Annotated in this window: 23 protein-coding genes; 17 read left to right on the top strand and 6 right to left on the bottom strand. The window is 67.3% G+C overall.

The features are described 5' to 3' along the window. Positions 1-262: 262 nt before the first annotated feature. From ACSFA0_RS18450 to ACSFA0_RS18460, 3 genes are all read left to right on the top strand, one after another. Positions 263-1,174, top strand: coding sequence for a manganese catalase family protein (locus ACSFA0_RS18450; protein ID WP_435451928.1), 912 nt, complete (start codon positions 263-265; stop codon positions 1,172-1,174). 123 nt (positions 1,175-1,297) lie between these two features. Then, positions 1,298-1,792, top strand: a complete 495-nt coding sequence (locus ACSFA0_RS18455; protein WP_435451711.1) for a YciE/YciF ferroxidase family protein — start codon at positions 1,298-1,300, stop codon at positions 1,790-1,792. A gap of 132 nt (positions 1,793-1,924) precedes the next feature. Further along, on the top strand, positions 1,925-2,176 hold the full coding sequence (locus tag ACSFA0_RS18460) for a hypothetical protein (RefSeq protein ID WP_435451712.1): 252 nt from the start codon (positions 1,925-1,927) through the stop codon (positions 2,174-2,176). 33 nt (positions 2,177-2,209) lie between these two features. Here the strand turns inward: ACSFA0_RS18460 and ACSFA0_RS18465 are convergent, their stop codons facing one another. Continuing rightward, entirely contained in the window at positions 2,210-2,749 is a 540-nt protein-coding gene (locus ACSFA0_RS18465; RefSeq protein ID WP_435451713.1) for a cysteine hydrolase family protein, read from the bottom strand. Between the two features lie 64 nt (positions 2,750-2,813). Continuing rightward, the gene (locus ACSFA0_RS18470; protein ID WP_435451714.1) at positions 2,814-4,289 is read right to left on the bottom strand and encodes an alpha/beta hydrolase; all 1,476 of its coding nucleotides are present in this window, start codon (positions 4,287-4,289) and stop codon (positions 2,814-2,816) included. Positions 4,290-4,447: 158 nt separating this feature from the next. Between ACSFA0_RS18470 and ACSFA0_RS18475 the strand changes: the two genes are divergently transcribed. The 5 genes from ACSFA0_RS18475 to ACSFA0_RS18495 all read left to right on the top strand — a co-directional run bounded on the left by ACSFA0_RS18475 (position 4,448) and on the right by ACSFA0_RS18495 (position 8,819). Next, a complete protein-coding gene (locus tag ACSFA0_RS18475) occupies positions 4,448-5,071 on the top strand; it encodes a DUF4124 domain-containing protein (protein ID WP_435451715.1) in 624 nt (207 codons plus the stop codon). 63 nt (positions 5,072-5,134) lie between these two features. Further along, complete coding sequence (gene epsC / locus ACSFA0_RS18480) at positions 5,135-6,040, top strand: serine O-acetyltransferase EpsC (protein WP_435451716.1); 906 nt, start codon at positions 5,135-5,137, stop codon at positions 6,038-6,040. 114 nt (positions 6,041-6,154) lie between these two features. Continuing rightward, complete coding sequence (locus tag ACSFA0_RS18485) at positions 6,155-6,697, top strand: DsbA family protein (RefSeq protein ID WP_435451717.1); 543 nt, start codon at positions 6,155-6,157, stop codon at positions 6,695-6,697. A gap of 43 nt (positions 6,698-6,740) precedes the next feature. Then, positions 6,741-7,295: an NADPH-dependent FMN reductase gene (locus ACSFA0_RS18490; protein ID WP_435451718.1), complete on the top strand. Its 555-nt coding sequence runs from the start codon at positions 6,741-6,743 to the stop codon at positions 7,293-7,295. Between the two features lie 111 nt (positions 7,296-7,406). Beyond that, entirely contained in the window at positions 7,407-8,819 is a 1,413-nt protein-coding gene (locus ACSFA0_RS18495; protein ID WP_435451719.1) for an APC family permease, read from the top strand. Here ACSFA0_RS18495 and ACSFA0_RS18500 read toward each other — a convergent pair. Further along, positions 8,792-9,436, bottom strand: a complete 645-nt coding sequence (locus ACSFA0_RS18500) for an FMN-dependent NADH-azoreductase (RefSeq protein WP_435451720.1) — start codon at positions 9,434-9,436, stop codon at positions 8,792-8,794. The two genes, ACSFA0_RS18495 and ACSFA0_RS18500, sit on opposite strands and share 28 nt — an antisense overlap. Positions 9,437-9,568: 132 nt before the next feature. On the opposite strand from ACSFA0_RS18500, the gene ACSFA0_RS18505 reads away from it, so the two are divergent. From ACSFA0_RS18505 to ACSFA0_RS18535, 7 genes are all read left to right on the top strand, one after another. Then, positions 9,569-10,531, top strand: coding sequence for a LysR family transcriptional regulator (locus ACSFA0_RS18505; RefSeq protein WP_435451721.1), 963 nt, complete (start codon positions 9,569-9,571; stop codon positions 10,529-10,531). A gap of 75 nt (positions 10,532-10,606) precedes the next feature. Then, on the top strand, positions 10,607-11,248 hold the full coding sequence (locus tag ACSFA0_RS18510; RefSeq protein ID WP_435451722.1) for a peroxiredoxin: 642 nt from the start codon (positions 10,607-10,609) through the stop codon (positions 11,246-11,248). Positions 11,249-11,390: 142 nt separating this feature from the next. After that, positions 11,391-12,395, top strand: coding sequence for a sulfate ABC transporter substrate-binding protein (locus tag ACSFA0_RS18515; protein ID WP_435451723.1), 1,005 nt, complete (start codon positions 11,391-11,393; stop codon positions 12,393-12,395). Positions 12,396-12,514: 119 nt separating this feature from the next. Further along, positions 12,515-13,393, top strand: a complete 879-nt coding sequence (gene cysT / locus ACSFA0_RS18520; RefSeq protein ID WP_435451724.1) for a sulfate ABC transporter permease subunit CysT — start codon at positions 12,515-12,517, stop codon at positions 13,391-13,393. 1 nt (position 13,394) lies between these two features. Then, positions 13,395-14,288, top strand: coding sequence for a sulfate ABC transporter permease subunit CysW (gene cysW, locus ACSFA0_RS18525; protein ID WP_435451725.1), 894 nt, complete (start codon positions 13,395-13,397; stop codon positions 14,286-14,288). Positions 14,289-14,299: 11 nt separating this feature from the next. Beyond that, positions 14,300-15,412 (top strand): sulfate/molybdate ABC transporter ATP-binding protein, encoded by a 1,113-nt coding sequence (locus ACSFA0_RS18530; protein WP_435451726.1) that lies wholly within the window; start codon positions 14,300-14,302, stop codon positions 15,410-15,412. After that, on the top strand, positions 15,409-15,912 hold the full coding sequence (locus ACSFA0_RS18535) for a disulfide bond formation protein B (protein WP_435451727.1): 504 nt from the start codon (positions 15,409-15,411) through the stop codon (positions 15,910-15,912). The genes ACSFA0_RS18530 and ACSFA0_RS18535 overlap by 4 nt, the downstream gene beginning before the upstream one ends. Before the next feature lie 13 nt (positions 15,913-15,925). Here the strand turns inward: ACSFA0_RS18535 and bla are convergent, their stop codons facing one another. From bla to ACSFA0_RS18550, 3 genes are all read right to left on the bottom strand, one after another. Continuing rightward, positions 15,926-16,816, bottom strand: a complete 891-nt coding sequence (bla, locus tag ACSFA0_RS18540; RefSeq protein ID WP_435451728.1) for a class A beta-lactamase — start codon at positions 16,814-16,816, stop codon at positions 15,926-15,928. Between the two features lie 2 nt (positions 16,817-16,818). Next, a complete protein-coding gene (locus ACSFA0_RS18545; RefSeq protein ID WP_435451729.1) occupies positions 16,819-17,511 on the bottom strand; it encodes a P-loop NTPase family protein in 693 nt (230 codons plus the stop codon). Positions 17,512-17,599: 88 nt separating this feature from the next. Beyond that, positions 17,600-18,367, bottom strand: a complete 768-nt coding sequence (locus ACSFA0_RS18550; RefSeq protein ID WP_435451730.1) for a hypothetical protein — start codon at positions 18,365-18,367, stop codon at positions 17,600-17,602. 104 nt (positions 18,368-18,471) lie between these two features. Here ACSFA0_RS18550 and smc point away from each other — a divergent pair, with 104 nt between their 5' ends. Together smc and ACSFA0_RS18560 are read left to right on the top strand one after the other, a co-directional pair. Beyond that, the gene (gene smc, locus ACSFA0_RS18555; RefSeq protein WP_435451731.1) at positions 18,472-21,984 is read left to right on the top strand and encodes a chromosome segregation protein SMC; all 3,513 of its coding nucleotides are present in this window, start codon (positions 18,472-18,474) and stop codon (positions 21,982-21,984) included. Beyond that, positions 21,981-23,075: a cell division protein ZipA C-terminal FtsZ-binding domain-containing protein gene (locus ACSFA0_RS18560; RefSeq protein ID WP_435451732.1), complete on the top strand. Its 1,095-nt coding sequence runs from the start codon at positions 21,981-21,983 to the stop codon at positions 23,073-23,075. The genes smc and ACSFA0_RS18560 overlap by 4 nt, the downstream gene beginning before the upstream one ends. The last annotated feature ends 1 nt before the right edge of the window (position 23,076 follow it).

The raw sequence follows: 23,076 nt of genomic DNA on the forward strand, positions 1-23,076 counted from the left end.
CAAGGGCGCGCGCTGTGTATCGACGCCTTTCATCTGCTTACGCTGCTATTTAATCTGCGTTAATGCGAGTCGCTCGATTTCGTGAGAGTGGAATTGAATTAAACGGGGTGAATTGTGCCGTTCGCTTTTGAAAAGAAGCGTCGAGTCCTAAAAATACCGGCGTGGCTTATGGCGAATGGCTTACATGCTGCTCAAAATCTGCCTGCATCCTAATTGCATGGGCGCGGTTCTGCGCTCCATTCACCAATTGAAGGATTCCACCATGTTTTCTCACAACAAGCGCCTGCAATACACGCTGCGCGTCAGCGAGACCAATCCGGGCCTTGCGAATCTCATGCTCGAACAGTTCGGCGGCGCGCAAGGCGAGCTGGCGGCGGCCTGTCGTTACTTCACTCAGGCGATCGGCGAAGACGATCCGGGTCGCAAGGACATGCTGTTCGATATCGCGACCGAAGAACTCAGTCATCTCGAAGTCATCGGAACCATGGTGGCCATGCTGAACAAGGGCGCCAAGGGCAGGCTGGCGGAAGGTGTGGACACCGAGGCTGAGATGTATCGCAGCCTCACCGGCGCGGGCAATGACAGCCACGTAACCCAGGTGCTCTATGGCGGCGGTCCGGCCTTGGTGAACTCCGCTGGCGTGCCGTGGACCGCGGCGTACGTGGACAGCATCGGCGAGCCGACCGCGGATCTGCGCTCCAACATCGCGGCCGAGGCTCGCGCAAAGATCGTCTACGAACGGCTCATCAATCTGACGGACGATCCTGGTGTGAAGGACGCACTCGGCTTTCTGATGACGCGAGAGATCGCCCATCAAAAGTCTTTCGAGAAGGCGCTCTATTCGATCTCGCCCAACTTCCCGCCGGGCAAGCTGCCCGGCAAGCCCGAATTCGCCAGCGTCTACTTCGACATGTCCAAGGGCGACGACGTGCAGGGATCCTGGAACAGTGGCCCCCTCTGGGAGGTGCGGAGCGAACCGGACGAGCAGATGGCCGTCGATGGGGGCAGTGGCGAGCCGACGGTCGAACTCACGCCCGAAGAGGAGGCCGTCGTCATGCAGATGGCGCAGCGTACCGCCTCGGATCCCACCAGTGACCCGCAGACCGGCGCGGAACTGGGCATGTCCGAGGACGCGGCGTTGGACCAGCTCGACAGCCAACTGAACAAGGTCTGAAAGGGAAGGGCCTCGAGGCGTCGGCGCGAGGGACGCGCACGACGACGTCGCCGCTGCGCCAACAACTCGACTCGATCCCCGTTCCCAAATTTCCGTCAACTCGCTTCAACCTTAGGAGGTTCTATGCCTATCAAGACCGTTTCCGAACTTTTCATTCACGAGATCTCCGACACCTACAGCGCGGAGAAGCAGATGACCCGGTCTCTGCCGAAGATGGCCAAGGCTGCGACGGATCCGCAGCTGGCTGCTGCCTTCGAAACGCACCTCGAAGAAACCCGCGGCCAGGTCGAACGTATCGAACAGGTCGCCGAACTCTGCGGCTTCAAGCTCAAGCGCATCAAGTGCGATGGCATGGAAGGTTTGATCGAAGAGGCCACGTCGATGATCGACCAGGTCGAAGAGGGGCCAGTCCTCGACGCCGCGCTGATCGGGTCGGCGCAGAAGGCAGAACACTATGAGATTGCCAGCTACACATCGCTGTGCCTGATGGCCAAGAAGCTCGGCTTTGCGGACGCGGTGAAACTGCTGACGGCAACGCTCCAGGAAGAGCAGGCCACGGACCAGAAGCTGAGCGTGCTGGCACAGGCAACCCAGATCGAAGAGGCCGTGAAGAAATGACCGCGGCCACTTTCGGGTCGACCTTGGGACCCGTGCGGCCGAGGCGCATGCTGGGCCTGGCGCTGGTTTGTTCAGGCGGCGCCTTGCTGGTCGCACAGTGGCTTGGACTGATCGCCTGAGCGAGGAGCAACCATGAGCAATCCCAAAGGCAGTGGCGACGGTACCCGTCCCACCACGGATGGCGGAACCGACAACATCGGTGCCGGTGAGAAGTTCGCTGCGACGAAGAACGCCGTTGGCGAGGACGTGTCCGGTCCGGCACCGAAAGAACGCATGCTGGACAAGAAGTCGAACGCCGAGGCCGCGCGGCACGACGAGTCGGCCGCATTCGGCCTTCACGAAGATCTCACCCCCGCTTCCAGCAAGGATGACAACAGGCGTTGAAGGCCGGGGTTGTCTGGCCGTCAGGGGCCTGGATCAACTGCCCAAGCGCAGCTCTGCCGCTGCCACCAGGCGCACGCGCGGCCCGAAACTGCCGATGTTGCTCAACGTGAGGTTGTGGTGCGCGATCACCTGCGGCGCCGACAGCGCCGCATTGCCGGCCGAGGTGTGCGCGTCTTGCACCAGCGTCACGGGATAGCCCAGCGCGAGGGCACGTCGCGTCGTCGTGTCTACACAGAACTCCGTGTGCATGCCGCAGATCACCAGCTCGTCGATGCCGTGCGCCTGCAGCACGTCCTGCAGCGTTGTGCGGTGGAAGGCATCGGCGGCGGTCTTGCGCACGCGCAGGTCGGTCGGCAGCGCGTCGAGGCCGTTCGCCAGTTGCCAGTCGGCGCTGCCGTGTTCGAGGTAGCCGCCACCCGACTCGTGCTGGATAAAGATCACCGGGCGACAGGCCGCGCGGGCCGTGGCCGTCACCCGGTTGATGCGCTCGATGGTCTGCGCTGCCTGAAAGGCGGCGCCGTCGCCCTCGCACAGGCCCTGTTGGACATCGATGACGAGGACGGCGGTATTCATGCGAGCGAGTATGGCAAAGACCGGGCCGATCAGGTCTTCCAACGGCCCGGCGCGGCGCCTCGTCTCACTGCGCCGGGCAGGTGGCGCCGCTGGCGGCGATCAGCCCGCGCAACTGCTGCGTGCTGGACGAGTCGTCCGGCCCGAAGGTGTTGCGGGTGAAGGCGCAGCCATAGCTCGGCTGCGCCACAGTGGTCGGCGTCACCACGTCGTCGCCCGCCGGCTTCACGCCGTCACGCTCCCAGCGGATCATCGCGTCGAAGGCATCGGTCTGCTCGGCGACCGTGAAGTCGCAGTGCGTGGCGCCGCGGATGGCGCGCTGCACCAGCCACTGGCTGTTGCCCTTGGCGGCCACGCGCTTCTGGTAGATCTGCTCCATGCTGAAGGGCACGTAGAGGTCGCCCAGCGTGTGGAGCGTGACCACCGGGATGCGGATGTTGCCGCTCGTCACCGGAACCCAGCGCAGCCCGTCGCGCCGCAGCCGGTTCGCCTCCGGGTCGGCCGTGAGCTTCTGGGCCGTGGCGTTGAGCGTGGCAGTCGCGGCGGCGTCGTTGTCGACGATGTAGGTGAAGCGGTTGGTGTCGATCACCGGCTTGTTGAGGATGCCGTTGATCGTGCCGTCCCCGCCGAAGACGCCCCACACCGCCGAGAACGAGCCGCCGTAGGCCAGACTCAGGTCGAACAGGGGCCGCTCGCCACCGGTCAAATTCTCGAGCACCGACTTGTAGCGGTTGCCCAGCGTGGTGGTCGTCACCGGTGCGGTCGGGAACTGGGTGAACAGCGCCGCCGTCACCTGTGCCTGGATGTCGGCCCACTGCGTGAACGGATGGTTCGGCACGCCAGCCAAGGATTGCGCGGTGACCTGGGCACCGGCGAAGTAGTCGAACAGCTCCGTGTCGCCTAGCACGCCGCACATCGGCACGGCGCCGTTGTAGCGGACCTTGTTGTTCGCGGTGGCGAAGGCCTCGTCCTCGATGGCGGCCGCCGTGATGTGGCCGCCCATCGACACGCCTGTGATGTAGATGCGGCTGGGTGCCGTCAGCGGGCGGCCGTTGTCGGCCGCGATTTTGTTGAAGGCGAGCGCCAGCGCGTTGGTGTCTTCGACGCCGACGCGCACGTCATAGTAGTTCTTCGTGTAGCTCGACGCCGCCCAGGCATAGCCGTTGGCGATCAGGTGGCGACGTATCTGCGGGTTGCTCACGACCAGCGTGTTGCCGGTGCCGGCGTAGCCGTGGGCGTACATCACCAGCTTGCCGTTCCAGTTGGGCGGCACCTCGATGCGATAGGCCGCGCCGCCCAGCACGCCGGCCCAGCGGCTGGTGGAGGCGGGGGCCACTGTGTCGCCCGCCGCAGGCGCCAGCGCCGCGAACGTGGTGGCCGTCGGGTCGGCGGGGACGTAGGACTTGCGGCTGTCCTGCACGCGCGTTTCCTCGGGCGCGGGCGGCGGCACGGACGAGCCGCCGTCGCCCCCGCCGCCACAGGCAGCGAGGGCGGCGGTGGCCACGAGGGTGAGCAGGAACGAACGGGTGCGCATGGTTTCCATGGTGTCTCCGATGGGTGGGCGTCTTTTGGGGGGCGTGAGGGCGCTTCGGCACGATCGTGCTTTTGCGCGCCCAGACTAGAGGCGGACGAGCCGGGCGCCCCAAGGACTTACCCCAGCCCCGTATCGCGTGCGCGACAAGGCGGCGGTACAGTGACGCCATGTTTCGCGCCCTTTCCTTCGCCGCCTCGATGGCTGCTTCGTTCCTCCTGTTCGCATCGCCTGCCGACGCACAGGTCGTGCGTTGCGTCGACGCGGCCGGCAAGGTGCGCTACACCGACAGCGGCTGCGCGAAGGGCGAGCGCCAGTCCGAGGTGGTGCTGAACACCGAGGCGTCGCCGCCGTCGACCGTGCAGGAGAACCACCGCCGTCAGGAACAGCTCGACAGCGTCGAGCGGGCCCGGCAGCTTCAGCGCGAGTCGGTCGAGACGGTGCAGCGCCAGTCGGCGCCGACAGGTGGCAGCGGCTTGGTGGTGATCGACCCGCGTGGCGAGCAGCGCGCACAGGCCGAGCGCGACCAGGCCGAGCGCCAGCAGCGCGAAGCCCAGCTTGCCGCCGACGAGGCGTGGCGGCAGGGCTACGGCGCACCCGGCTACGGCGGCGGCTACTACCCCCGGCCCGCACCGCCGCCGCGCGACATGCGCCCGCGCCTGCGCAATTGCGACGCCTCGGGTTGCCGCGACAACATGGGCAACCACTACGACCCGAAGGGCAGGGTCGACCGCTATGTGCAGCCCGACGGCCGCACCTGTCGGCCGGTCAACAGCACCGTGGTCTGCCAGTAGCGCGCTTTTGCGCTACAACCACCCACCGTTCCCTATCGCCGTGCCTCGAGCACGGAGCCGACCATGCATTCCTTCGACGTCGACGAGATCGTCCATGCCCTGCGCGATGTGCGCAACGAATGGCGCGATTCGCAGAAGCGCTCGCGCGAGCCTGTGGGCCGCGAATTCCCGTCCCGCGAGGGGCTCGCCGAGATCGTCGAGGCGCTCAAGGGCGCGTTGTTCCCGATGCGCCTGGGCCCGCCCGACCTGCGTCACGAGAGCGAAGACTTCTATGTCGGCCACACGCTCGACGCCGCGCTGCTCGGCCTGCTGACGCAGGCCAAGCTCGAACTGCGCTACGTCGCCCGCCAGCAGATCATCGACGAAGCGGCGATCGACGCGCGCGCCACCGACGCGATGCGGGCCTTCGGCGCCTCGCTGCCGCAGATCCGCCGCATGCTCGACAGCGACGTGCTCGCCGCCTACCAGGGCGACCCGGCCGCGCGCAGCGTCGACGAGGTGCTGCTGTGCTACCCCGGCGTGCTGGCGATGATCCACCACCGCCTGGCTCATCGCCTGTACCAGCTCGACCTGCCGCTGCTGGCGCGCATCGTGGCCGAACTGGCGCACGGCCAGACCGGCATCGACATCCACCCGGGCGCGACCATCGGCGCGGGTTTCTTCATGGACCACGGGACCGGCGTGGTGATCGGCGAAACCGCGGTGATCGGCGAGCGCGTGCGGGTGTACCAAGCCGTGACCCTGGGCGCGAAGCGTTTCCCGCTCGGTGCGGACGGCCACCTGCAAAAGGGCCTGCCGCGCCATCCCATCGTGGAAGACGACGTGGTGATCTACGCCGGTGCCACCATCCTGGGCCGCGTCACGCTCGGGGCGGGCGCCACCATCGGCGGCAACGTATGGGTCACCGACGACGTGCCGCCCGGTGCCAGCGTGACGCAGGCCAGCCTGCAGAACCGGCCGTGTCCCTGACCGCGGCAGGTTTCATCTGTCACACACAGGCGATCGCGCGGTATCGCCAACGACATCGACGCAGCCCATACTGCGTGACGTCGCCTCTCGCAGGGGCTTTCAAAGGACATCGCCATGAACGCCTCCGTGAACCGTCTTCTCGTGCCGGACCCGGCCACCGACCACATCCTCGGGCCGTCCGATGCGCGCGTCACGCTCATCGAATACGGGGACTTCGAATGCCCGTCGTGCGGCCAGGCGGCGCCGGCCGTGAAGATGCTGCACGACCATTTCGGCCGGCAGTTGCGCTTCGTCTTCCGCCACTTCCCGCTGCGCGAGGTGCATCCGAACGCCGAACTGGCAGCTGAAGCCGCGGAGGCGGCGGGTGCGCAGGGCAAATTCTGGCCTTTCCACGACCTGCTCTTCGCGCACCAGCACAAGCTGGGCGAGACGCACCTGCGCGACCATGCGCAGCAGGTCGGCCTGGACATGGCGCGCTACGAAAACGAGATGCGCGACCATGTGTACCTGCAGCGCGTGCAGGAGCAGATGCAGGTCGCCGATCAATTGCGCGTGCGCGCGACGCCCAGCTTCTACCTCGAAGGCACCTTCGTCGACGTCTCCTTCGGGCTGGCGCATCTGCAGCAGGCCGTCGAACAGGCATTGGCGCGGGCCTGAGCCTTCGTTTCTTTTTTCCACCTTCCCATCGTCTGGAGATTTCATGAGCCACTACAAGATCGCCGTCGTCATCGGCAGCCTGCGCAAGGATTCCTTCAACCGCAAGCTCGCGCTCGCGCTCGCCCACCTGGCGCCGTCGGATTTCACCTTCGAACATGTCGAGATCGGCGACCTGCCGCTGTACAACCAGGACGACGACGGCAACCAGGCGCCGGCCGTCAAGCGGCTCAAGTCCGAGATCGCCGCAGCCCAGGGCCTGCTCTTCATCACGCCGGAATACAACCGCTCGTTCCCCGGCGTTCTCAAGAACGCCATCGACCATGCCTCTCGCCCCTATGGCCAGAGCGTCTGGGGCGGCAAGCCGGCGGGCGTGATCGGCGTGTCGGTCGGCGCCATCGGCACCGCCCTGGCGCAGCAGCATCTGCGCAACGTGCTGGCCTACCTCGACGTGCCGACGCTCGGCCAGCCCGAGGCCTTCATCCAGAACAAGGAAGGCCTGTTCGACGACAAGGGCCATGTGTCGGAGGCCAGCCGGCAGTTCCTGCAGAGCTGGGTCGACAAGTACGTGGCCTGGGTGAAGACGCACACCGCCGCCTGAGCATCGGGTGGCGTACCGGGCCTTCGCTGACACGCCCCTTCGCTCGATCACGACAGCCGCAGTCCGGGTGACAGCAGGACACTACGCCGTCTTTCATTCCGGAGCTGCCCGATGACCCAGGTCCAGACCGATGCGCCGTCTCTCACGCACGAGGGCGAGGTGGAGCCAGCGCTGCACCGCGTCATGGGGCCTTGGCTGCTGTTGCTCTTCATCGTCGGCGACATCCTCGGGACCGGCATTTACGCCCTGACGGGACAGGTGGCCAAGCAGGTGGGCGGCGTCGTGTGGTTGCCCTTTCTGGTGGCCTTCGCCGTCGCGCTGGTCACCGCGTTCAGCTACCTCGAGCTCGTGACCAAGTACCCACGTGCCGCTGGTGCGGCGCTGTACACGCACAAGGCCTTCGGCATCCACTTCATCACCTTCATCGTGGCCTTCGCGGTGATGTGCTCGGGCATCACCTCGGCGTCCACCGCATCGCGCGCCTTCGCCGCCAACTTCTCCGGTGCTTTCGGGCTGGACCTGGGCACCGGCGGCTGGGGCATCACCGGCATTGCCTTGCTCTTCATGGCGGTGGTCGCGCTCGTCAACTTCCGCGGTGTGGGTGAGAGCGTCAAGGCCAACGTGGTGCTGACCTGCGTGGAGTTGACCGGCCTGCTGATCATCATCTGTATCGGCGCCTGGGCCATCGGCTCGGGTCAGGGCGATGTGTCGCGCATCACGCAGTTCAAGGCGCCGACGGATGGCGGCGCTTTCTGGTCGGTCATCGCGGCGACCACGCTGGCCTTCTTCGCCATGGTCGGTTTCGAGGACTCGGTCAACATGGCCGAGGAGTGCAAGGACCCCTCGCGCATCTTCCCGAAGGTGCTGCTCGCCGGCTTGGCCATCACCGGCGTGATCTACGTGCTGGTGTCGATCTCGGCGATCACGCTGGTGTCGCCCGAGGACCTGGGCGAAGGCGAGACGCCCTTGCTGAAGGTGGTGCAGGCGGGTGCGCCGAACTTCCCCCTGTGGATCTTCGGTTTCATCACGATGTTCGCGGTGGCCAACAGCGCGCTCATCAACATGCTGATGGCGAGCCGGCTGGTTTACGGCATGAGCCGCGAGAAGGTGCTGCCCGACGCGCTGGGCAAGGTGCATGCGAAGCGGCGCACGCCCTACGTCGCGATCGGCTTCACGACCTTGCTGGCCTTTGGCCTGATCGGCTTCGTGGGCGGGGTGCCGGCGCTGGGCGGTACGACGGCATTGCTGCTGTTGTGCGTGTTCACGGTGGTGAATGTCGCGGTGCTGGTGCTGCGGCGCGATCCGGTCGACCACAAGCACTTCCGCACCCCGACCTTCCTGCCCGTGGTGGGCGCGTTGTCGTGCGCGTTCCTGGTGGGGCCGTGGACCGGCCGCGCGGTGGTGCAGTACCAGATCGCGGCCGTCCTGCTGGCCATCGGCGTCGTGCTGTGGGGGCTGACCGTGCTGGTCAACCGCCGCAGCCGACGGCCGGGCGATCAGGCCGCGAGCGTGGCGACGCCTTGATTCGCGGCCTCGGCGGTCACAGCGCGGATGTCCGCGCGGGCCGATTCGATGGCTGAGGCCTTCGCCGCATCGCCCATCGCCAGGCCCTCGGCACGCACGATGCGCACGTCGGTGATGCCGAAGAAGCCGAAGATCGCCTTCAGGTAGCTCTCCTGGTGCTCGAGGGCGCGGCCACCCTCGCTGGTCGAATACACGCCGCCGCGGGTGGACGCCACGATCACGGTCTTGCTGCCGGCCAGGCCGACCGGGCCCTTTTCGGTGTACTTGAAGGTGCGACCGACCTGGGCGAGGCGATCGATCCAGGCCTTCAGTTGGCTGGGCACCGAGAAGTTGTAGAGCGGGGCGCCGACCACGACCACGTCAGCCGCCAGGAACTGGCTCACGAGCTTCTCGGACACGGCGTTCTCGCGCTTTTGCGCCTCGGTGGGCTCGGCCACGGCGACCTTGATGCCGAGGGCGTTGGCGTCGAAGTGGTTGGGCGTGTCGACGGCGAGGTCGAGGCGCTCGACGGTGGTGTCCGGGTGCACGCGACGCCATTCGGCCACGATCTCGGTGGTCAGTTGACGGGAGACGGAGTTGGCGCCCAGCACGCTGGAGTCGACTTGCAGCAATTTCATGATCGTTCGCTCACTTTCGGTTGGAGTCGTCGGCGCGGTGGCCGGCATAAGGAAAATTCTATTTTTGAGGTGAGTCGGCGATAAGTAGCCAGTTTTGCGCTACATCGTTCTTGATTTGGGACAATCCACGCCATGCAGGATCTCAACGACATGGTGTTCTTCGCCGAAGTGGCGGAGCGGGGCGGCTTCACCGCGGCCAGTAAGGCGCTCGGCGTCCCCAAGTCGCGCTTGTCGCGACGGGTCGCCGATCTGGAATCCGTGCTCGGCGTGCAGCTGCTGCAGCGCAGCACCCGCCGGCTGTCGCTCACGCCGGCCGGCGAGGTGTACCTGCGGCATTGCGTCGAGATGCGCGACGCCGCGCAGGCCGCAGCCGAAGCGGTGTCGCACGTGCAGACCGAGCCGCGCGGCACGGTGCGCATCAGCTGCCCGGTCACCCTCGCGCAGGCCAGCGTCGGCCCGCTGTTGCCGGTCTTCATGCGGCGCTACCCGCTGGTGCGGGTCGAGATGCGGGTGATCAACCGGCCGGTCGACCCGGTGGAGGACGGCGTCGACCTCGCCCTGCGCGTGCGCACGGCGATCGAGGACAGCGCCACGCTGTCGGCGCGCCGCTTCGGCATCAGCCGCGGCCTGCTGGTGATCAGCCCGCAGCGCATGGCGCACCAGGGGCAGCTCAAGGGGCTGGAAGACCTGCTTCGTATCGACACCGTGGCCATGGCGGCCGGCGACGGGCGGGCGATGCTGCCGCTCCACGGGCCGGACGGCACGCTGCACCAGGTGCCGCACCAGCCGCGCTTCGTGGCCGACGACCTGCTGGCCTTGAAGTCGGCGATCGTCGGTGGCATCGGGGCCGGGATGCTTCCGGACTACATGTGTCGGCACGAGATCAAGAGCGGCGAGCTGGTGGAACTGCTGCCCGGTTGGACGCCCCCGGCCGGCATCGTGCACGCGATGTTCGCGCCACGCCGTGCCCAGGTCCCTGCCGTGCGTCACCTCATCGACTTCCTGGCGGATCACCTCGATGGGGACGAGCCGCACGCGCTGGCGCCCTGCAAGGAAATGAACGAGCGAGCAAGCCTTATTCCCAAACCGGGATAAACAAACAAGCAGATATTCGTTTGTTATCCGAGCGAGGCTTCCCACAATCGGGGTTCCAACCCAGGAGCATCGACCATGGCCACCCTCCGACTCGGCGACATCGCCCCCGATTTCCAGCAGGATTCCAGCGACGGCCCCATCAGCTTTCATGCGTGGGCCGGCGATTCGTGGGTGGTGCTGTTCTCGCATCCGGCGGACTTCACGCCGGTCTGCACCACCGAACTGGGCAAGACGGCCGCGCTGGCCACCGAATTCGCCAAGCGGGGCGTGAAGCCGATCGCGGTCAGTGTCGACCCGGTGGGCAAGCACAAGGAATGGATCGCCGACATCAACGAAACGCAGGCCACCACGGTCAACTTCCCGATCCTGGCCGATGCCGACCGCAAGGTCGCCGACCTGTACGACATGATCCATCCGAACGCGTCGGCCACCGCCACCGTGCGCAGCGTGTTCATCATCGACCCGAAGCACGTCATCCGCACCACGCTGACCTACCCGGCGAGCACCGGCCGCAACTTCGACGAGATCCTGCGCGTCATCGATTCGCTGCAGCTCACCGACAGCCACAAGGTCGCGACCCCTGCCAACTGGAAGGACGGCGACGACGTGGTCATCATCCCGAGCATCCAGGACCCGGCCGAACTGGCGGCGCGCTTCCCCAAGGGCTTCAAGGCCGTGCGGCCTTACCTGCGCGTCACGCCGCAACCGAACAAGTGATCTTCGTCGTCCTCATCGGTCACGTGCAGAATGCGGGCCGACGCCGGACGAGGTCACGCCCGGGAGCCTGACGCCCTTCCAGCCGCTGACCCAATGCCGACCCGCCTGCGGGTCACACCCTCTTCAGACAAACTGGCCCCCTATGACTTCCAGAATCAAGACGATCTTCACCGCCGTGGTGTTTGCCGCGGCAGCTTCCGGCGCGCTCGCGCAGACCACGACGCTGCTCAACGCGTCGTACGACGTGGCCCGCGAGTTCTACAAGGACATCAACCCGGCCTTCATCGCCAGCTACAAGAAGGCGACCGGCAAGGACGTGAAGATCGACCAGGCCCATGGCGGCTCCAGCGCACAGGCGCGCGCGGTGGCCGATGGCCTCGACGCCGACGTGGTGACGATGAACACCACCACCGACGTCGACTTCCTCGCCGGCATCGGCGTGGTCGCGAAGGACTGGCAGAAGCGCTTTCCGAACGATGCGTCGCCGACCACGTCGACCATGCTGATGCTGGTGCGCAAAGGCAACCCGAAGGGCATCAAGGACTGGGACGACCTCACCAAGCCCGGCGTGCAGGTCATCGTCGTCAACCCCAAGACCGGCGGCAACGGCCGCTACGCCTACCTGGCGGCCTGGGGCTACGTGAAGAAGAAGGGCGGCACCGACGCCCAGGCGGCGGAGTTCGTCGGCAAGCTGTTCAAGAACGTGCCGGTGCTCGGCAAGGGCGGCCGTGACGCGACCACCATCTTCCTGCAACGCAACATCGGCGACGTGCTGATCACCTTCGAATCGGAAGTGCTGTCGATCAACCGCGAATTCGGCGCCGGCAAGGTCGACACGGTGTACCCGTCGATCAGCGTGCTGGCCGAGAACCCGGTCGCCATCGTCGAGCGCACCGTCGCCAAGAAGGGCACCGCCGACGTGGCCAAGGCCTACCTCGACTTCCTGTATTCGGAAGAAGGCCAGGAAATCGCCGCCAAGCATGCGCTGCGTCCGCGCTCGCCGGCCGTGCTGAAGAAGCACGCCGCCACCTTCAAGCCGGTGCAGCTGTTCACCGTGGCCGAACTCTTCGGCAGCCTGGGCGAAGCGCAGAAGGTGCACTTCAACGACGGCGGCCAGTTCGACAAGCTCTACACACCCGGCCGATGAGGTACTCCCCCAGTCTTCGCGCACTGCGTGTCGCTTCGCCAACCCCCTCGCCGGGGGGCAACACCTGCGGCCAGGCAGAGCCGGTTCCTCGGTGTTTCACGAATGAGCCGGGCCCTGTCGTGAGTGGCGCTCCTTCTTCGGCGCTGTCGTCCGCGGCAGCGCCGGTTTCGCGTTCGGGTGGCACGCGGCGCGTGCTGCCGGGTTTCAACCTGACGCTCGGTTACACCCTGTTCTACCTCTGCCTGATCGTGCTGATCCCGCTGTCGGCGCTGGTCTTCAAGACCTTCACGCTCACCTGGGACCAGTTCTGGGTGGCCGTCACCGCGCCGCGCGTGATGGCGTCGTACCGGCTGACCTTCGGCGCTTCGTTGATCGCGGCGCTGGTCAACCTCGTCTTCGGCCTGCTGGTGGCCTGGGTGCTGGTGCGCTACAAGTTTTCGGGCAAGAAGATCGTCGACGCGCTGGTCGACCTGCCTTTCGCGCTGCCGACGGCCGTGGCCGGCATTTCGCTGACCGCGCTGCTGGCCGGCAATGGCTGGATCGGTCAGTACCTCGAGCCGCTCGGCATCAAGCTGGCCTTCACGCCGGCGGGCATCGTGATCGCGCTGATCTTCATCGGCCTGCCTTTCGTGGTGCGCACGGTGCAGCCGGTGCTCGAAGACACCGAGAAGGAACTGGAAGAAGCCGCCACCTCGCTCGGCGCGACCCGGCTGCAGACCTTCATGCGCGTGATCCTGCCTTCGATCCTTCCTGCCCTGCTCACGGGCTTCGCCATGGCCTTTGCGCGCGCGGTGGGCGAGTACGGCTCGGTCATCTTCATCGCCGGCAACATGCCGATGGTCTCGGAGATCACGCCGCTCATCATCATCGGCAAGCTGGAGCAGTACGACTACGCCGGCGCGACTGCGGTGGCGCTGGTGATGCTGGTCATCTCGTTCATGCTGCTATTGGTTATCAACGCCCTTCAAGGCTGGCAGCGCCGCCGTTCGGCAACCTGACATGAGTGCTCCCCAAAAAGTCATCCGCCGCGCACGCGCTGGCACCACCGAGGCGCCCTGGGTCCGCTGGACGCTGATCGGGCTCGCGCTGCTCTTCATGTTCCTGTTCCTCGTGCTGCCGCTCGCCGCGGTGGCGACGGAGGCGCTGCGCAAGGGCTGGGGCGCGTACGTCGACGCGCTGAAGGAGCCCGACGCCTGGAGCGCGATCCGCCTGACGCTGATCACCGCCGCCATCACCGTGCCGCTGAACCTGGTGTTCGGCGTCGCGGCCGCCTGGGCCATCGCCAAGTACGAATTTCGCGGCAAGGCCGTGCTCACCACGCTGGTCGACCTGCCGTTCGCGGTGTCGCCGGTGGTGGCCGGCCTGATCTACGTGCTGGTGTTCGGCGCGCAGGGCTGGCTGGGCCCGTGGCTCGCGGAACACGACATCAAGATCATCTTCGCGGTGCCGGGCATCGTGCTGGCCACCGTGTTCGTGACCTTCCCCTTCATCGCGCGCGAACTCATTCCGCTGATGCAGTCGCAGGGCACCGACGAGGAGCAGGCGGCCATCGTGCTCGGCGCGACCGGCTGGCAGACCTTCTGGCGCGTGACGCTGCCCAACATCAAGTGGGGCCTGCTGTACGGCGTGATCCTCTGCAACGCGCGCGCCATGGGCGAGTTCGGTGCGGTGTCCGTCGTCTCCGGCCACATCCGCGGGCAGACCAACACCATGCCGCTGCACGTCGAGGTGCTCTACAACGAATACCAGTCGGTCGCGGCCTTCGCCGTGGCGTCGCTGCTGGCCATCCTGGCGCTGGTCACGCTGGTCATCAAGACGGTGATCGAGTGGCGCCACGAGCGCGAGATGAAGGCTATCGCGGAACTGCCCCCCGAGCGCCCGCAGGCCGCCTGAAAGAGAACACCATGAGCATCGAAATCCGCAACGTCAGCAAGCAGTTCGGCGAATTCCGCGCGTTGAACGACGTCAACCTCGACATCGCCTCCGGCGAGCTGGTCGCATTGCTCGGACCCTCGGGCTGCGGCAAGACCACACTGCTGCGCATCATCGCGGGGCTGGAGACGGCCGACGCCGGCAGCATCCTGTTCTCGGGCGAGGACACGACCGACGTGCACGTGCGTGAGCGCCAGGTCGGCTTCGTGTTCCAGCACTACGCGCTGTTCCGCCACATGACCGTGTTCGAGAACGTCGCCTTCGGCCTGCGCGTGAAGCCGCGCCGCGAGCGCCCGTCGGACGCGCAGATCAAGCGGAAGGTGACCGACCTGCTCAAGCTGGTGCAGCTCGACTGGCTGGCCGACCGCTACCCGTCGCAGCTCTCCGGTGGCCAGCGCCAGCGCATCGCCCTGGCCCGTGCGCTGGCGGTCGAGCCCAAGGTGCTGCTGCTCGACGAGCCCTTCGGCGCGCTCGACGCCAAGGTGCGCAAGGAGCTGCGCCGCTGGCTGCGCCGGCTGCACGACGAACTGCACGTCACCTCGATCTTCGTCACGCACGACCAGGAAGAAGCGCTCGAGGTGGCCGACCGCGTGGTCGTCATCAACAAGGGTGAGATCGAACAGGTCGGCTCGCCGCAGGAGGTGTGGGACCACCCGGCCAGCCCCTTCGTCTACGGCTTCCTGGGCGACGTGAACCTGTTCCACGGCCGCGCGCACGAGGGCGAGGTGCAGCTCGACGGCATCCGCCTGCAGGCACCGGAACACAGCGGCGTGCAGGACAGCAAGGCGCTGGCCTATGTGCGGCCGCACGACATCGAGATCCAGCCCTATGTCGCGGGCGCCCGGACGGGCGATGCCTCGCGCGGCCTGGTCGCGAAGATTTCTCGCGCGATCGTGGTTGGGCCCATCGCGCGGCTGGAACTCGAACCCGTCGAAACGAATCCTGATAATCCTGCCTCCGGAACCATCATCGAAGCGCAACTCCCTGCGCAACAGTTCCGGGACCTGGGCCTCGCCGAGGGTGACACCGTCGTCGCCACACCGCGCAAGGCCCGTGTGTTCGTAGAAGATTGGGTGTCCCCTTGATCGACTGGTTTTTCGGCGCACCGCGCCGCGCCTTCGCGCTGATCTGCCTGGCCTGCGTGGCCATGCTGGCCTTCGGCATGTACCTTCAGCACGTGGTCGGCCTCGAGCCGTGCCCGATGTGCATCGTGCAGCGCTATGCGCTCATCCTGGTGGCGGTGATCACCGGGCTGACCGCCCTGGCGCGCGGGCGGGGCCTGCAGGCGACCGGTGCCACGCTGGCGCTGATCGTCTCGGTCGGCGGCGCCTACACCGCCGCCCGCCAAAGCTGGCTGCAGTGGTACCCGCCGGAATTCGGCTCCTGCGGGCGCGACATCTACGGGATGATCGAAACCTTCCCGCTGCAGCGCGCGATCCCGATGATCTTCCGCGGCAGCGGCGACTGCACCAAGATCGACTGGACCTTCCTGGGCCTGTCGATCGCGAACTGGTCCTTCGTGTGCTTCGTGGGGTTCGCGGTGCTGCTGCTGGTGCTGCTGGTCAAGCGCCCGCGCCGCGCCTGACATCCGGTGGCGCTCAGGCGCCGATGAATTCCGGAACCAGCGCCGCGACCGCGGCCAGCGCGGCATCCCGTTGTGCGAGCGGCGCCTTCGTCTGGGTAAGGTAGGCTGTCACCAACACGGGTGGTCGGCCCGGCGGCCAGACGATGGCGACGTCATTGTTGGTGCCGAACGCGCCGCCGCCCGTCTTGTCGCCCACGGGCCATCCGGCCGGAAGACCCGCGCGGATCTTCTGGCCTCCCGTCTTGTTGGCGATCAGCCAATCCCGCAGCTGTGCGCGCGACGCCGGTTTCAGCGCGTTGCCGAGCACCAGCGCTTGCATCGACTTCAGCATGGCCGCCGGCGTGGTCGTGTCGCGCGGATCGCCGGCGATGGCCTCGTTGAGCGATGGCTCGTTGCGGTCGAGCCGTGTCGTCGTGTCGCCCAAAGTGCGCACATAGGCGGTGAGGGCGGTCGGCCCGCCGAAGCTGGCGAGCATGAGGTTGGCGGCGGCGTTGTCGCTCTGCGTGAGGGTCGCTTCGCACAGCGCGCCCATCGTCATCGTGCCGCCGACATTCGGCTCGGTCAGCGGCGAGTGCGCGAGGATCATCGAGCGCTCGATGGCGATCGGCCGATCGAGTTGTTCCTGCCCGTCGTCGACCCGCTTGAGCACCATCGCCGCGGCCAGCAGCTTGAAGGTGCTGCACATCGGGAAGCGCTCGTCGGCGCGGTGCACCAGGCGACGCTCGGTGGCAGTGTCGAGGATGCAGACGCCCAGGCGCCCGCCGCTGTCCGCCTCGATGCGGTTGAGCTTCGCGTGCGCGATCTTCGTGCGGAAGGGTTTGGTGGCCGGATCGGGCGTGGCGAGGGCCGGGGCGCCGATGACGGCAGCGGCCGACCCCACCAAAAGCAGTGTTCGCCGCTGCATCCTCAGAGCGGCAGCGTATTGAAGGCCGCGTAGGCCGTGCCCAGCCACGTCTTCACGCGCTGGCGCTCCAGCAGACCGAGGGCGTGCGGGCCTTCGCGGTCGTTGACAGCCTTCCAGAAGCTGCTGTTCTGCGAATCGATCTTGCGCATGCTGGCGTCGTGCAGTCGTGGCAGCGCGATCACGCGCGCGCCGTGGGCGACGGCCTTCTGCAGCGACTGCGATCCGAGCAGCATGCCGAAGTCGCTGCCGCGCCCGTAGTTCTGCACCACGATGTAGTTGGGGCGGTCGCCGAAGGTGTCGATCAGCGTGCCCAGCAGGTCGGTCGAGTCCTTGCCGTCGTCGAGCACGTGCCAGAAGTTGACGGCCACGCCGAGTTCGGTGAACACGTCGAACAGGTCCGACTCCTTGATCCAGCGCGACAGCGGTGCCAGCGTCTGCGCCGCCAGGTCGACGATCACGCTCTGCTGCGGGTTGTGCTCGAAGCCGTTGACGACCTTGTCGAGGCCCTCGAAGCTGTCGACCACCACCGGCGAGGCGAAGCCTTCGTAGAAGCGCGTGAAGGAACTGTGCGAGCGGTCGGTGTCGAAGCCGGTGAAGGGCTTGCTGTGGTCGATGAAGTACTGCGCCAGCACCCGCGACGTGACCGACTTGCCGACGCCACCTTTTTCGCCGCCGATGAAATTGATCGAGCTCATGAGTTGTGCCTGGATAGAAGGGAGTGGAGGGGAAGCCGAAGGCTGCAAAGCATTTTAGGTGCCACGTCGCGGCGCACGGTGCCGCCGCTCAGGGCTTCGCCAGCGACAGGAAGGGCCCGAGGCTGCCCATGATCCAGCCCTGTGCGAAGTCGAGCGCGGCGCGGCGGTACTTCTCGTCGGCCTGCGCGGCGAGCAGGTCGAGCCGCGCCACGATCTTCGAGAGCTCGCGGTCGACCACCAGGTTGCGCCCGCGCTCGCTGATCTCGGTGGCCAGCAGCAGCGGTTGGCCGTCGGCACCGGTCTTCGAGCCGATCAGCCACAGGGAAATTTCGATGTTGCGCGCCGCCCGGTAGCTGTTCTCGGCGTTCACGCCGTCGAGCATCGACTGCTCCCAGGTGTTGCCGTTGGCCTCCTTGAGCATCGTGGCCCAACCGTAGACCAGCGCGGCGATGCGGTCGCCGGCATAGCCGGGTTCGAACGCGAGACGCACCGCATCGATGCCGCTCTTGCCGCCGAGCGCGGGCATCGGGGCGGGCTGCATCACGCCGTCCCAGGTGCGCTGGACGGCGTCGTCCGCGCTGGGCGCGCTCTTGCGCCATTCGCGCGGGTTGCGACGGTACAGCGACAGCTGCACGCGGCGGATCGACTGCAGGTTGTCGCGCAGCGCCAGGTTCGCGATGCGGTTGGCGCTGGACTGCATCCATTCGCGACTGTCGTAGTCCTCGGCACGCTGGGTGGAGCGGGTGGCGACGCAGCCAGCCAGGCCGAGCGTTGCGGCGGCCATCGAGGCCATCACCGCACGGCGACCCGTGAAAAATGAGCGGCCATCGCAGCGTGGCCAGGGTGATTCGCGCATGGCCCGCACGTTATCATCCAGGCCTCGGGCGGCAGCCGGCGGGCTGTGCAAAATTCCTTACAAATCAATACCTTGGCCTCAGCGTCAAGACGGAACGACCCCTCGTGCGTCTCAATTCCATCAAGCTTTCGGGCTTCAAGTCGTTCGCCGAACCCACCAACTTCCTGCTGCCGGGCCAGCTCGTCGGCGTGGTGGGGCCCAACGGCTGCGGCAAGTCGAACATCATGGATGCGGTGCGCTGGGTACTGGGCGAATCCCGTGCGTCGGAGCTGCGCGGCGAGTCGATGCAGGACGTGATCTTCAACGGCACGACCACGCGCAAGCAGGCCAGCCGGTCGAGCGTCGAACTGGTGTTCGACAACGCCGACCACCGCGCCGGCGGCCAATGGTCGCAGTTCACCGAGATCGCGGTGCGCCGCGTGCTCACGCGCGACGGCACCAGCAGCTACTACATCAACAACCAGCCGGTGCGCCGCCGCGACGTGCAGGACGTGTTCCTGGGCACGGGCCTCGGCCCGCGCGCCTACGCCATCATCGGCCAGGGCACGATCAGCCGGATCATCGAATCGAAGCCCGAAGAGCTGCGCCTGTTCCTCGAGGAAGCCGCCGGTGTCTCCAAGTACAAGGAGCGCCGCCGCGAAACCGAGAACCGCCTGGGCGACACGCGCGAGAACCTCACGCGTGTGGAAGACATCCTGCGCGAACTCAACGCCAACCTCGAGCGCCTGGAGAAGCAGGCCGAGGTGGCCAAGCGCTACAACACGCTCACGGCCGACGCCACGCGCAAGCAGCATCAGCTGTGGTTCTTGAAGCGCAGCGAGAGCGAGGCCGATCAGGCCAAGATCCAGGCCGACGCCGGCAAGGCGCTCAACGACCTCGAGTCGCGCACTGCCGACCTGCGCCGCATCGAATCCGAACTGGAAACGGTGCGTCAGGCGCACTACGCGGCCGGCGACCAGGTCAACCAGGCCCAGGGCAAGTTGTACGAGGCCAGCGCCGAAGTCGGCCGGCTCGAAGGTGAGATCCGCTTCGTGGTCGAAGGCCGCCAGCGCGTCGAGCAGCGCCTGATCCAGCTGCGGGAGCAGATCGGGCAGTGGAGCGGGCGCAAGGAGGATGCCGAAGCCGAGCTCGAGACGCTGGCCGGGCAGGGCGTCGATGCCGAGGAGCAAGCTGAGTTGCTGGCTGCGCAGCTGGAAGAACACGACGCACGCCTGCCCGAACTGGAAGACGCGCAGCAGCGCGCGCAGAACGAAGCCAATGCGCAGCGCGCGAGCGTGTCGCAGGTGCAGCAGCAGATCCAGGTGCTGGCCGCCGACCAGCGCAACATCGAAGAGCAGAGCCGCCAGCTGACGATGCGCAGCGAACGCCTGCGCGCCGACAAGCAGGCGCTGGCTGCACCCGATGAAGCGAAGCTGCAAGACCTTCAGTTCCAGTTCTCCGCCGCGCAGGAGGCCGCCGCCGAGGCCGACGCCCGACTGCAGGACCTGCAGGAATCCGTGCCGCAACTCGACGACGACCGCCGCGCGAAGCAGCAGGCCGTCAACACCGAGGGTGCGCGACATGCCGAGCTGTCGGCCAAGCTGGAAGCCCTGAAGGCACTGCAGGAGAAGGTCAAGACCGACGGCAAGCTCGCACCCTGGTTGGCCAAGCACGGCCTCGATGGCCTGCAAGGCCTGTGGAGCCGCATCCACATCGAGCAGGGCTGGGAGAACGCACTCGAATCGGCGCTGCGCGAACGCCTGGGCGCGCTCGAGGTGTCGCGCCTCGACATGGTCCGCGCCTTCGGCAACGACGTGCCGCCGGCCAAGCTGGCCTTCTACAACCCGCCGTCGGCCGGGGTGCCCTCGGGCAGCGCGACGCTGCCGCGCCTGTCGGACCTGCTGCGTCTGAACGACGCCGGCCTGCAGGCGCTGCTGGTCGACTGGCTGCACGGCTGCTACACCGCGTCGAGCTTCGAAGAGGCGCTGGCGCAGCGCGACAAGCTGCAGCCCGGCGAAGCCATCTTCGTGCAGAGCGGCCATGCCGTGACCACGCACAGCGTGAGCTTCTACGCGCAGGATTCGGAGCAGGCCGGTCTGCTCGCGCGCCAGCAGGAGATCGAAAACCTGGAGCGCCAGTTGCGCGCCCAGACCTTGATCGCCGACGAGGCGCGGACGGCGCTGGTGCGCGCCGAAGCGGCCTATGCCGACGCGGCGCAGCGCCTGGTCAGCGTGCGTCGCGAGGCCGCCGACACCCAGTCGCGCTCGCACGAGCTGCAAGTCGAGACGCTGCGCCTGACGCAGCTGGCCGAGCAGACGCGCGCACGCAGCGAGCAGCTGGCCGCCGACCTCGGCGAGGTCGACGCGCAGCTCGAAGACCTGCAGGAACGCCGCATCGCCGCCGAAGGCCGCTTCGAAGAACTCGACATGCAGCTGGCCGATGCGCAGGAGCGCCACGCGCAGCTGGACGAACGCGTGATCGAGGCCGGTCGCGCATTGGCCGCCAGCCGCGACCAGCACCGCAGCCTCGAACGCCAGGCGCAGGAAGCGACCTTTACCCGCCGCAGCGTCGAAGCCCGTCGCGGGGAATTGAGCCGCGCGATCGAGACGGCGGCGCAGCAGACGGTGTCGCTGGCCGACGAACAGGAGCGCGCGCAGGCCGAGCTCGGTCGCCTGTCCGACGCGGCCGCGCAGGCCGGCCTGCAGGACGCGCTGTCGCTCAAGCTCGAGCGCGAGACCGCGCTGGGCGCCGCGCGCAGCCAGTACGACGACCTCACGATGAAGCTGCGCGCGAGCGACGAGCGCCGCCTGCAGCTCGAGCGCGAGCTCGACCCACTGCGCCAGCGCATCACCGAATTCCAACTGAAGGAGCAGGCCGCGCGCCTGGGCGTGGAGCAGTACGCCACGCTGCTGGCCGACGCGCAGGCCGACCTCGAAGCGGTCGCCGCGTCGATCGAGACCGACAAAGTCCGGCTGGTCGGCTTGCAAAGCGAGATCGAGCGCATCCACCGCGAGGTCGCCGCGTTGGGCGCGGTCAACCTGGCCGCGCTGGAAGAACTGGCGACCGCCAGCGAGCGCAAGATCTTCCTCGACGCGCAGTCGGCCGATCTGAACGAAGCCATCACCACACTGGAAGACGCCATCCGCAAGATCGACGGCGAGACCCGCGAGCTGCTCGGCGGCACCTTCAAGATCGTCAACGAGCACTTCAGCCGCATGTTCCCCGAGCTGTTCGGTGGCGGCAACGCGCGCCTGGTGATGACGGGCGACGAGATCCTCGATGCCGGCGTGCAGGTGCTGGCGCAGCCGCCCGGCAAGAAGAACCAGACGATCCACCTGCTGTCGGGCGGTGAGAAGGCACTGACCGCGATCGCGCTGGTCTTCGCGATCTTCCAGCTCAACCCTGCGCCCTTCTGCCTGCTGGACGAAGTGGACGCGCCGCTGGACGACGCCAACACCGAGCGATATGCGAAGCTGGTCACCGCCATGAGCCGAAGCACGCAGTTTCTTTTCATCAGCCACAACAAGATCGCGATGGAGATGGCCGAGCAGCTCATCGGCGTGACCATGCAGGAGCAGGGCGTCTCGCGCATCGTGGCGGTGGACATGGAATCTGCCGTGTCGATGGTCGAAGCATGAGCAGCCTCACCATCGCCCTGGCCGTTCTCGGCGGCCTCTTCCTCGCCGCCGTGGTCGGCTACGACACCTGGATGTCGCGTCGCAATGCGCCGCGCCAGCCCGACGCACCGCCGCCCACCGGCTTCGACGAGCTCCCGCCGACACGGTCGGACGAAGAGCCGGTGCTGCATGTTGACCCGCACCCCACGCCCGGCAACGAGCGGCACGAGCCGCTGTTCGACCCCGACCTGCCGGCGCCCAGTGCGCTGCCGATCCCGATGGCGGACCGCCGCGGCGGGCTGGACCCGCTGATCGACGTCATCGCGCCGGTGTCGCTCGATGGGCTGGTGTCCGGCGACGCCGCCATCGCCGCCATGCCCGCCACCCGGCGCGCCGGCAGCAAGCCGGTGGCCATCGAAGGCCTGAACGAGCACAACGGCGAATGGGAGCCTCCGGTGGCGGGCCAGCGCTACGGCGCCTTCCAGGTGGGCGTGCAGTTGGCCAACCGCACCGGCGCCCTCAATGAGATCGAGTACTCGGAGTTCGTGGTGAAGGCGCAGGCCTTCGCCGATGCAGTCGGCGGCGCGCCGGAGTTTCCCGAGATGCTCGACGAGGTGGCGCGTGCGCGCGAGCTCGACCAGTTCGCGAGCGCGCACGACGCGCAGCTCGCCTTCGTGCTGCGCGCACGGCACGCGGCCTGGAGTCCCGGCTATGTGCAGCAGAACGCGGCGCGGCTGGGCTTCGTCGCCGGGATGATCCCGGGTCGGATGGTGCTGCCGGCGGCCGAAGCCGGACTGCCGCCGATCACCGGCCTGTCCTTCGACACCCAGGCGGCGCTGGCGGATGACCCGGCGCAGTCGGCCATCCGCGAGCTGACCCTGAGCCTCGACGTGCCGCAGGTCGACCGCGGCGAGCGGCCCTTCGCACGCATGCGCGACGCCGCCGCCACGCTCGCGCGCGAGATGGATGGCGTGGTGACCGACAGCGACGGCCAGCTGCTGCGCGAGGAGACGATGGACGCCATCGGCGCCGACCTGGAGCAGCTCTACGACACGCTGGATTCGCGCGATTTGGCGGCCGGGTCGCACCTGGCGCGGCGCCTTTTCAGCTGAA

The sequence above is a fragment of the Variovorax restrictus genome (genome assembly GCF_051216715.1).
In the GTDB taxonomy this organism is placed as follows: Bacteria; Pseudomonadota; Gammaproteobacteria; order Burkholderiales; family Burkholderiaceae_C; genus Variovorax.

Excerpts from the sequence above, each read along its gene's own strand:
- ACSFA0_RS18450 (WP_435451928.1), top strand. The coding sequence starts at position 263 with ATGTTTTCTCACAACAAGCGCCTGCAATACACGCTGCGCGTCAGCGAG.
- ACSFA0_RS18455 (WP_435451711.1), top strand. The coding sequence starts at position 1,298 with ATGCCTATCAAGACCGTTTCCGAACTTTTCATTCACGAGATCTCCGAC.
- ACSFA0_RS18460 (WP_435451712.1), top strand. The coding sequence starts at position 1,925 with ATGAGCAATCCCAAAGGCAGTGGCGACGGTACCCGTCCCACCACGGAT.
- ACSFA0_RS18465 (WP_435451713.1), bottom strand. The coding sequence starts at position 2,749 with ATGAATACCGCCGTCCTCGTCATCGATGTCCAACAGGGCCTGTGCGAG.
- ACSFA0_RS18470 (WP_435451714.1), bottom strand. The coding sequence starts at position 4,289 with ATGGAAACCATGCGCACCCGTTCGTTCCTGCTCACCCTCGTGGCCACC.
- ACSFA0_RS18475 (WP_435451715.1), top strand. The coding sequence starts at position 4,448 with ATGTTTCGCGCCCTTTCCTTCGCCGCCTCGATGGCTGCTTCGTTCCTC.
- epsC (WP_435451716.1), top strand. The coding sequence starts at position 5,135 with ATGCATTCCTTCGACGTCGACGAGATCGTCCATGCCCTGCGCGATGTG.
- ACSFA0_RS18485 (WP_435451717.1), top strand. The coding sequence starts at position 6,155 with ATGAACGCCTCCGTGAACCGTCTTCTCGTGCCGGACCCGGCCACCGAC.
- ACSFA0_RS18490 (WP_435451718.1), top strand. The coding sequence starts at position 6,741 with ATGAGCCACTACAAGATCGCCGTCGTCATCGGCAGCCTGCGCAAGGAT.
- ACSFA0_RS18495 (WP_435451719.1), top strand. The coding sequence starts at position 7,407 with ATGACCCAGGTCCAGACCGATGCGCCGTCTCTCACGCACGAGGGCGAG.
- ACSFA0_RS18500 (WP_435451720.1), bottom strand. The coding sequence starts at position 9,436 with ATGAAATTGCTGCAAGTCGACTCCAGCGTGCTGGGCGCCAACTCCGTC.
- ACSFA0_RS18505 (WP_435451721.1), top strand. The coding sequence starts at position 9,569 with ATGCAGGATCTCAACGACATGGTGTTCTTCGCCGAAGTGGCGGAGCGG.
- ACSFA0_RS18510 (WP_435451722.1), top strand. The coding sequence starts at position 10,607 with ATGGCCACCCTCCGACTCGGCGACATCGCCCCCGATTTCCAGCAGGAT.
- ACSFA0_RS18515 (WP_435451723.1), top strand. The coding sequence starts at position 11,391 with ATGACTTCCAGAATCAAGACGATCTTCACCGCCGTGGTGTTTGCCGCG.
- cysW (WP_435451725.1), top strand. The coding sequence starts at position 13,395 with ATGAGTGCTCCCCAAAAAGTCATCCGCCGCGCACGCGCTGGCACCACC.
- ACSFA0_RS18530 (WP_435451726.1), top strand. The coding sequence starts at position 14,300 with ATGAGCATCGAAATCCGCAACGTCAGCAAGCAGTTCGGCGAATTCCGC.
- bla (WP_435451728.1), bottom strand. The coding sequence starts at position 16,816 with ATGCAGCGGCGAACACTGCTTTTGGTGGGGTCGGCCGCTGCCGTCATC.
- ACSFA0_RS18545 (WP_435451729.1), bottom strand. The coding sequence starts at position 17,511 with ATGAGCTCGATCAATTTCATCGGCGGCGAAAAAGGTGGCGTCGGCAAG.
- ACSFA0_RS18550 (WP_435451730.1), bottom strand. The coding sequence starts at position 18,367 with ATGCGCGAATCACCCTGGCCACGCTGCGATGGCCGCTCATTTTTCACG.
- ACSFA0_RS18560 (WP_435451732.1), top strand. The coding sequence starts at position 21,981 with ATGAGCAGCCTCACCATCGCCCTGGCCGTTCTCGGCGGCCTCTTCCTC.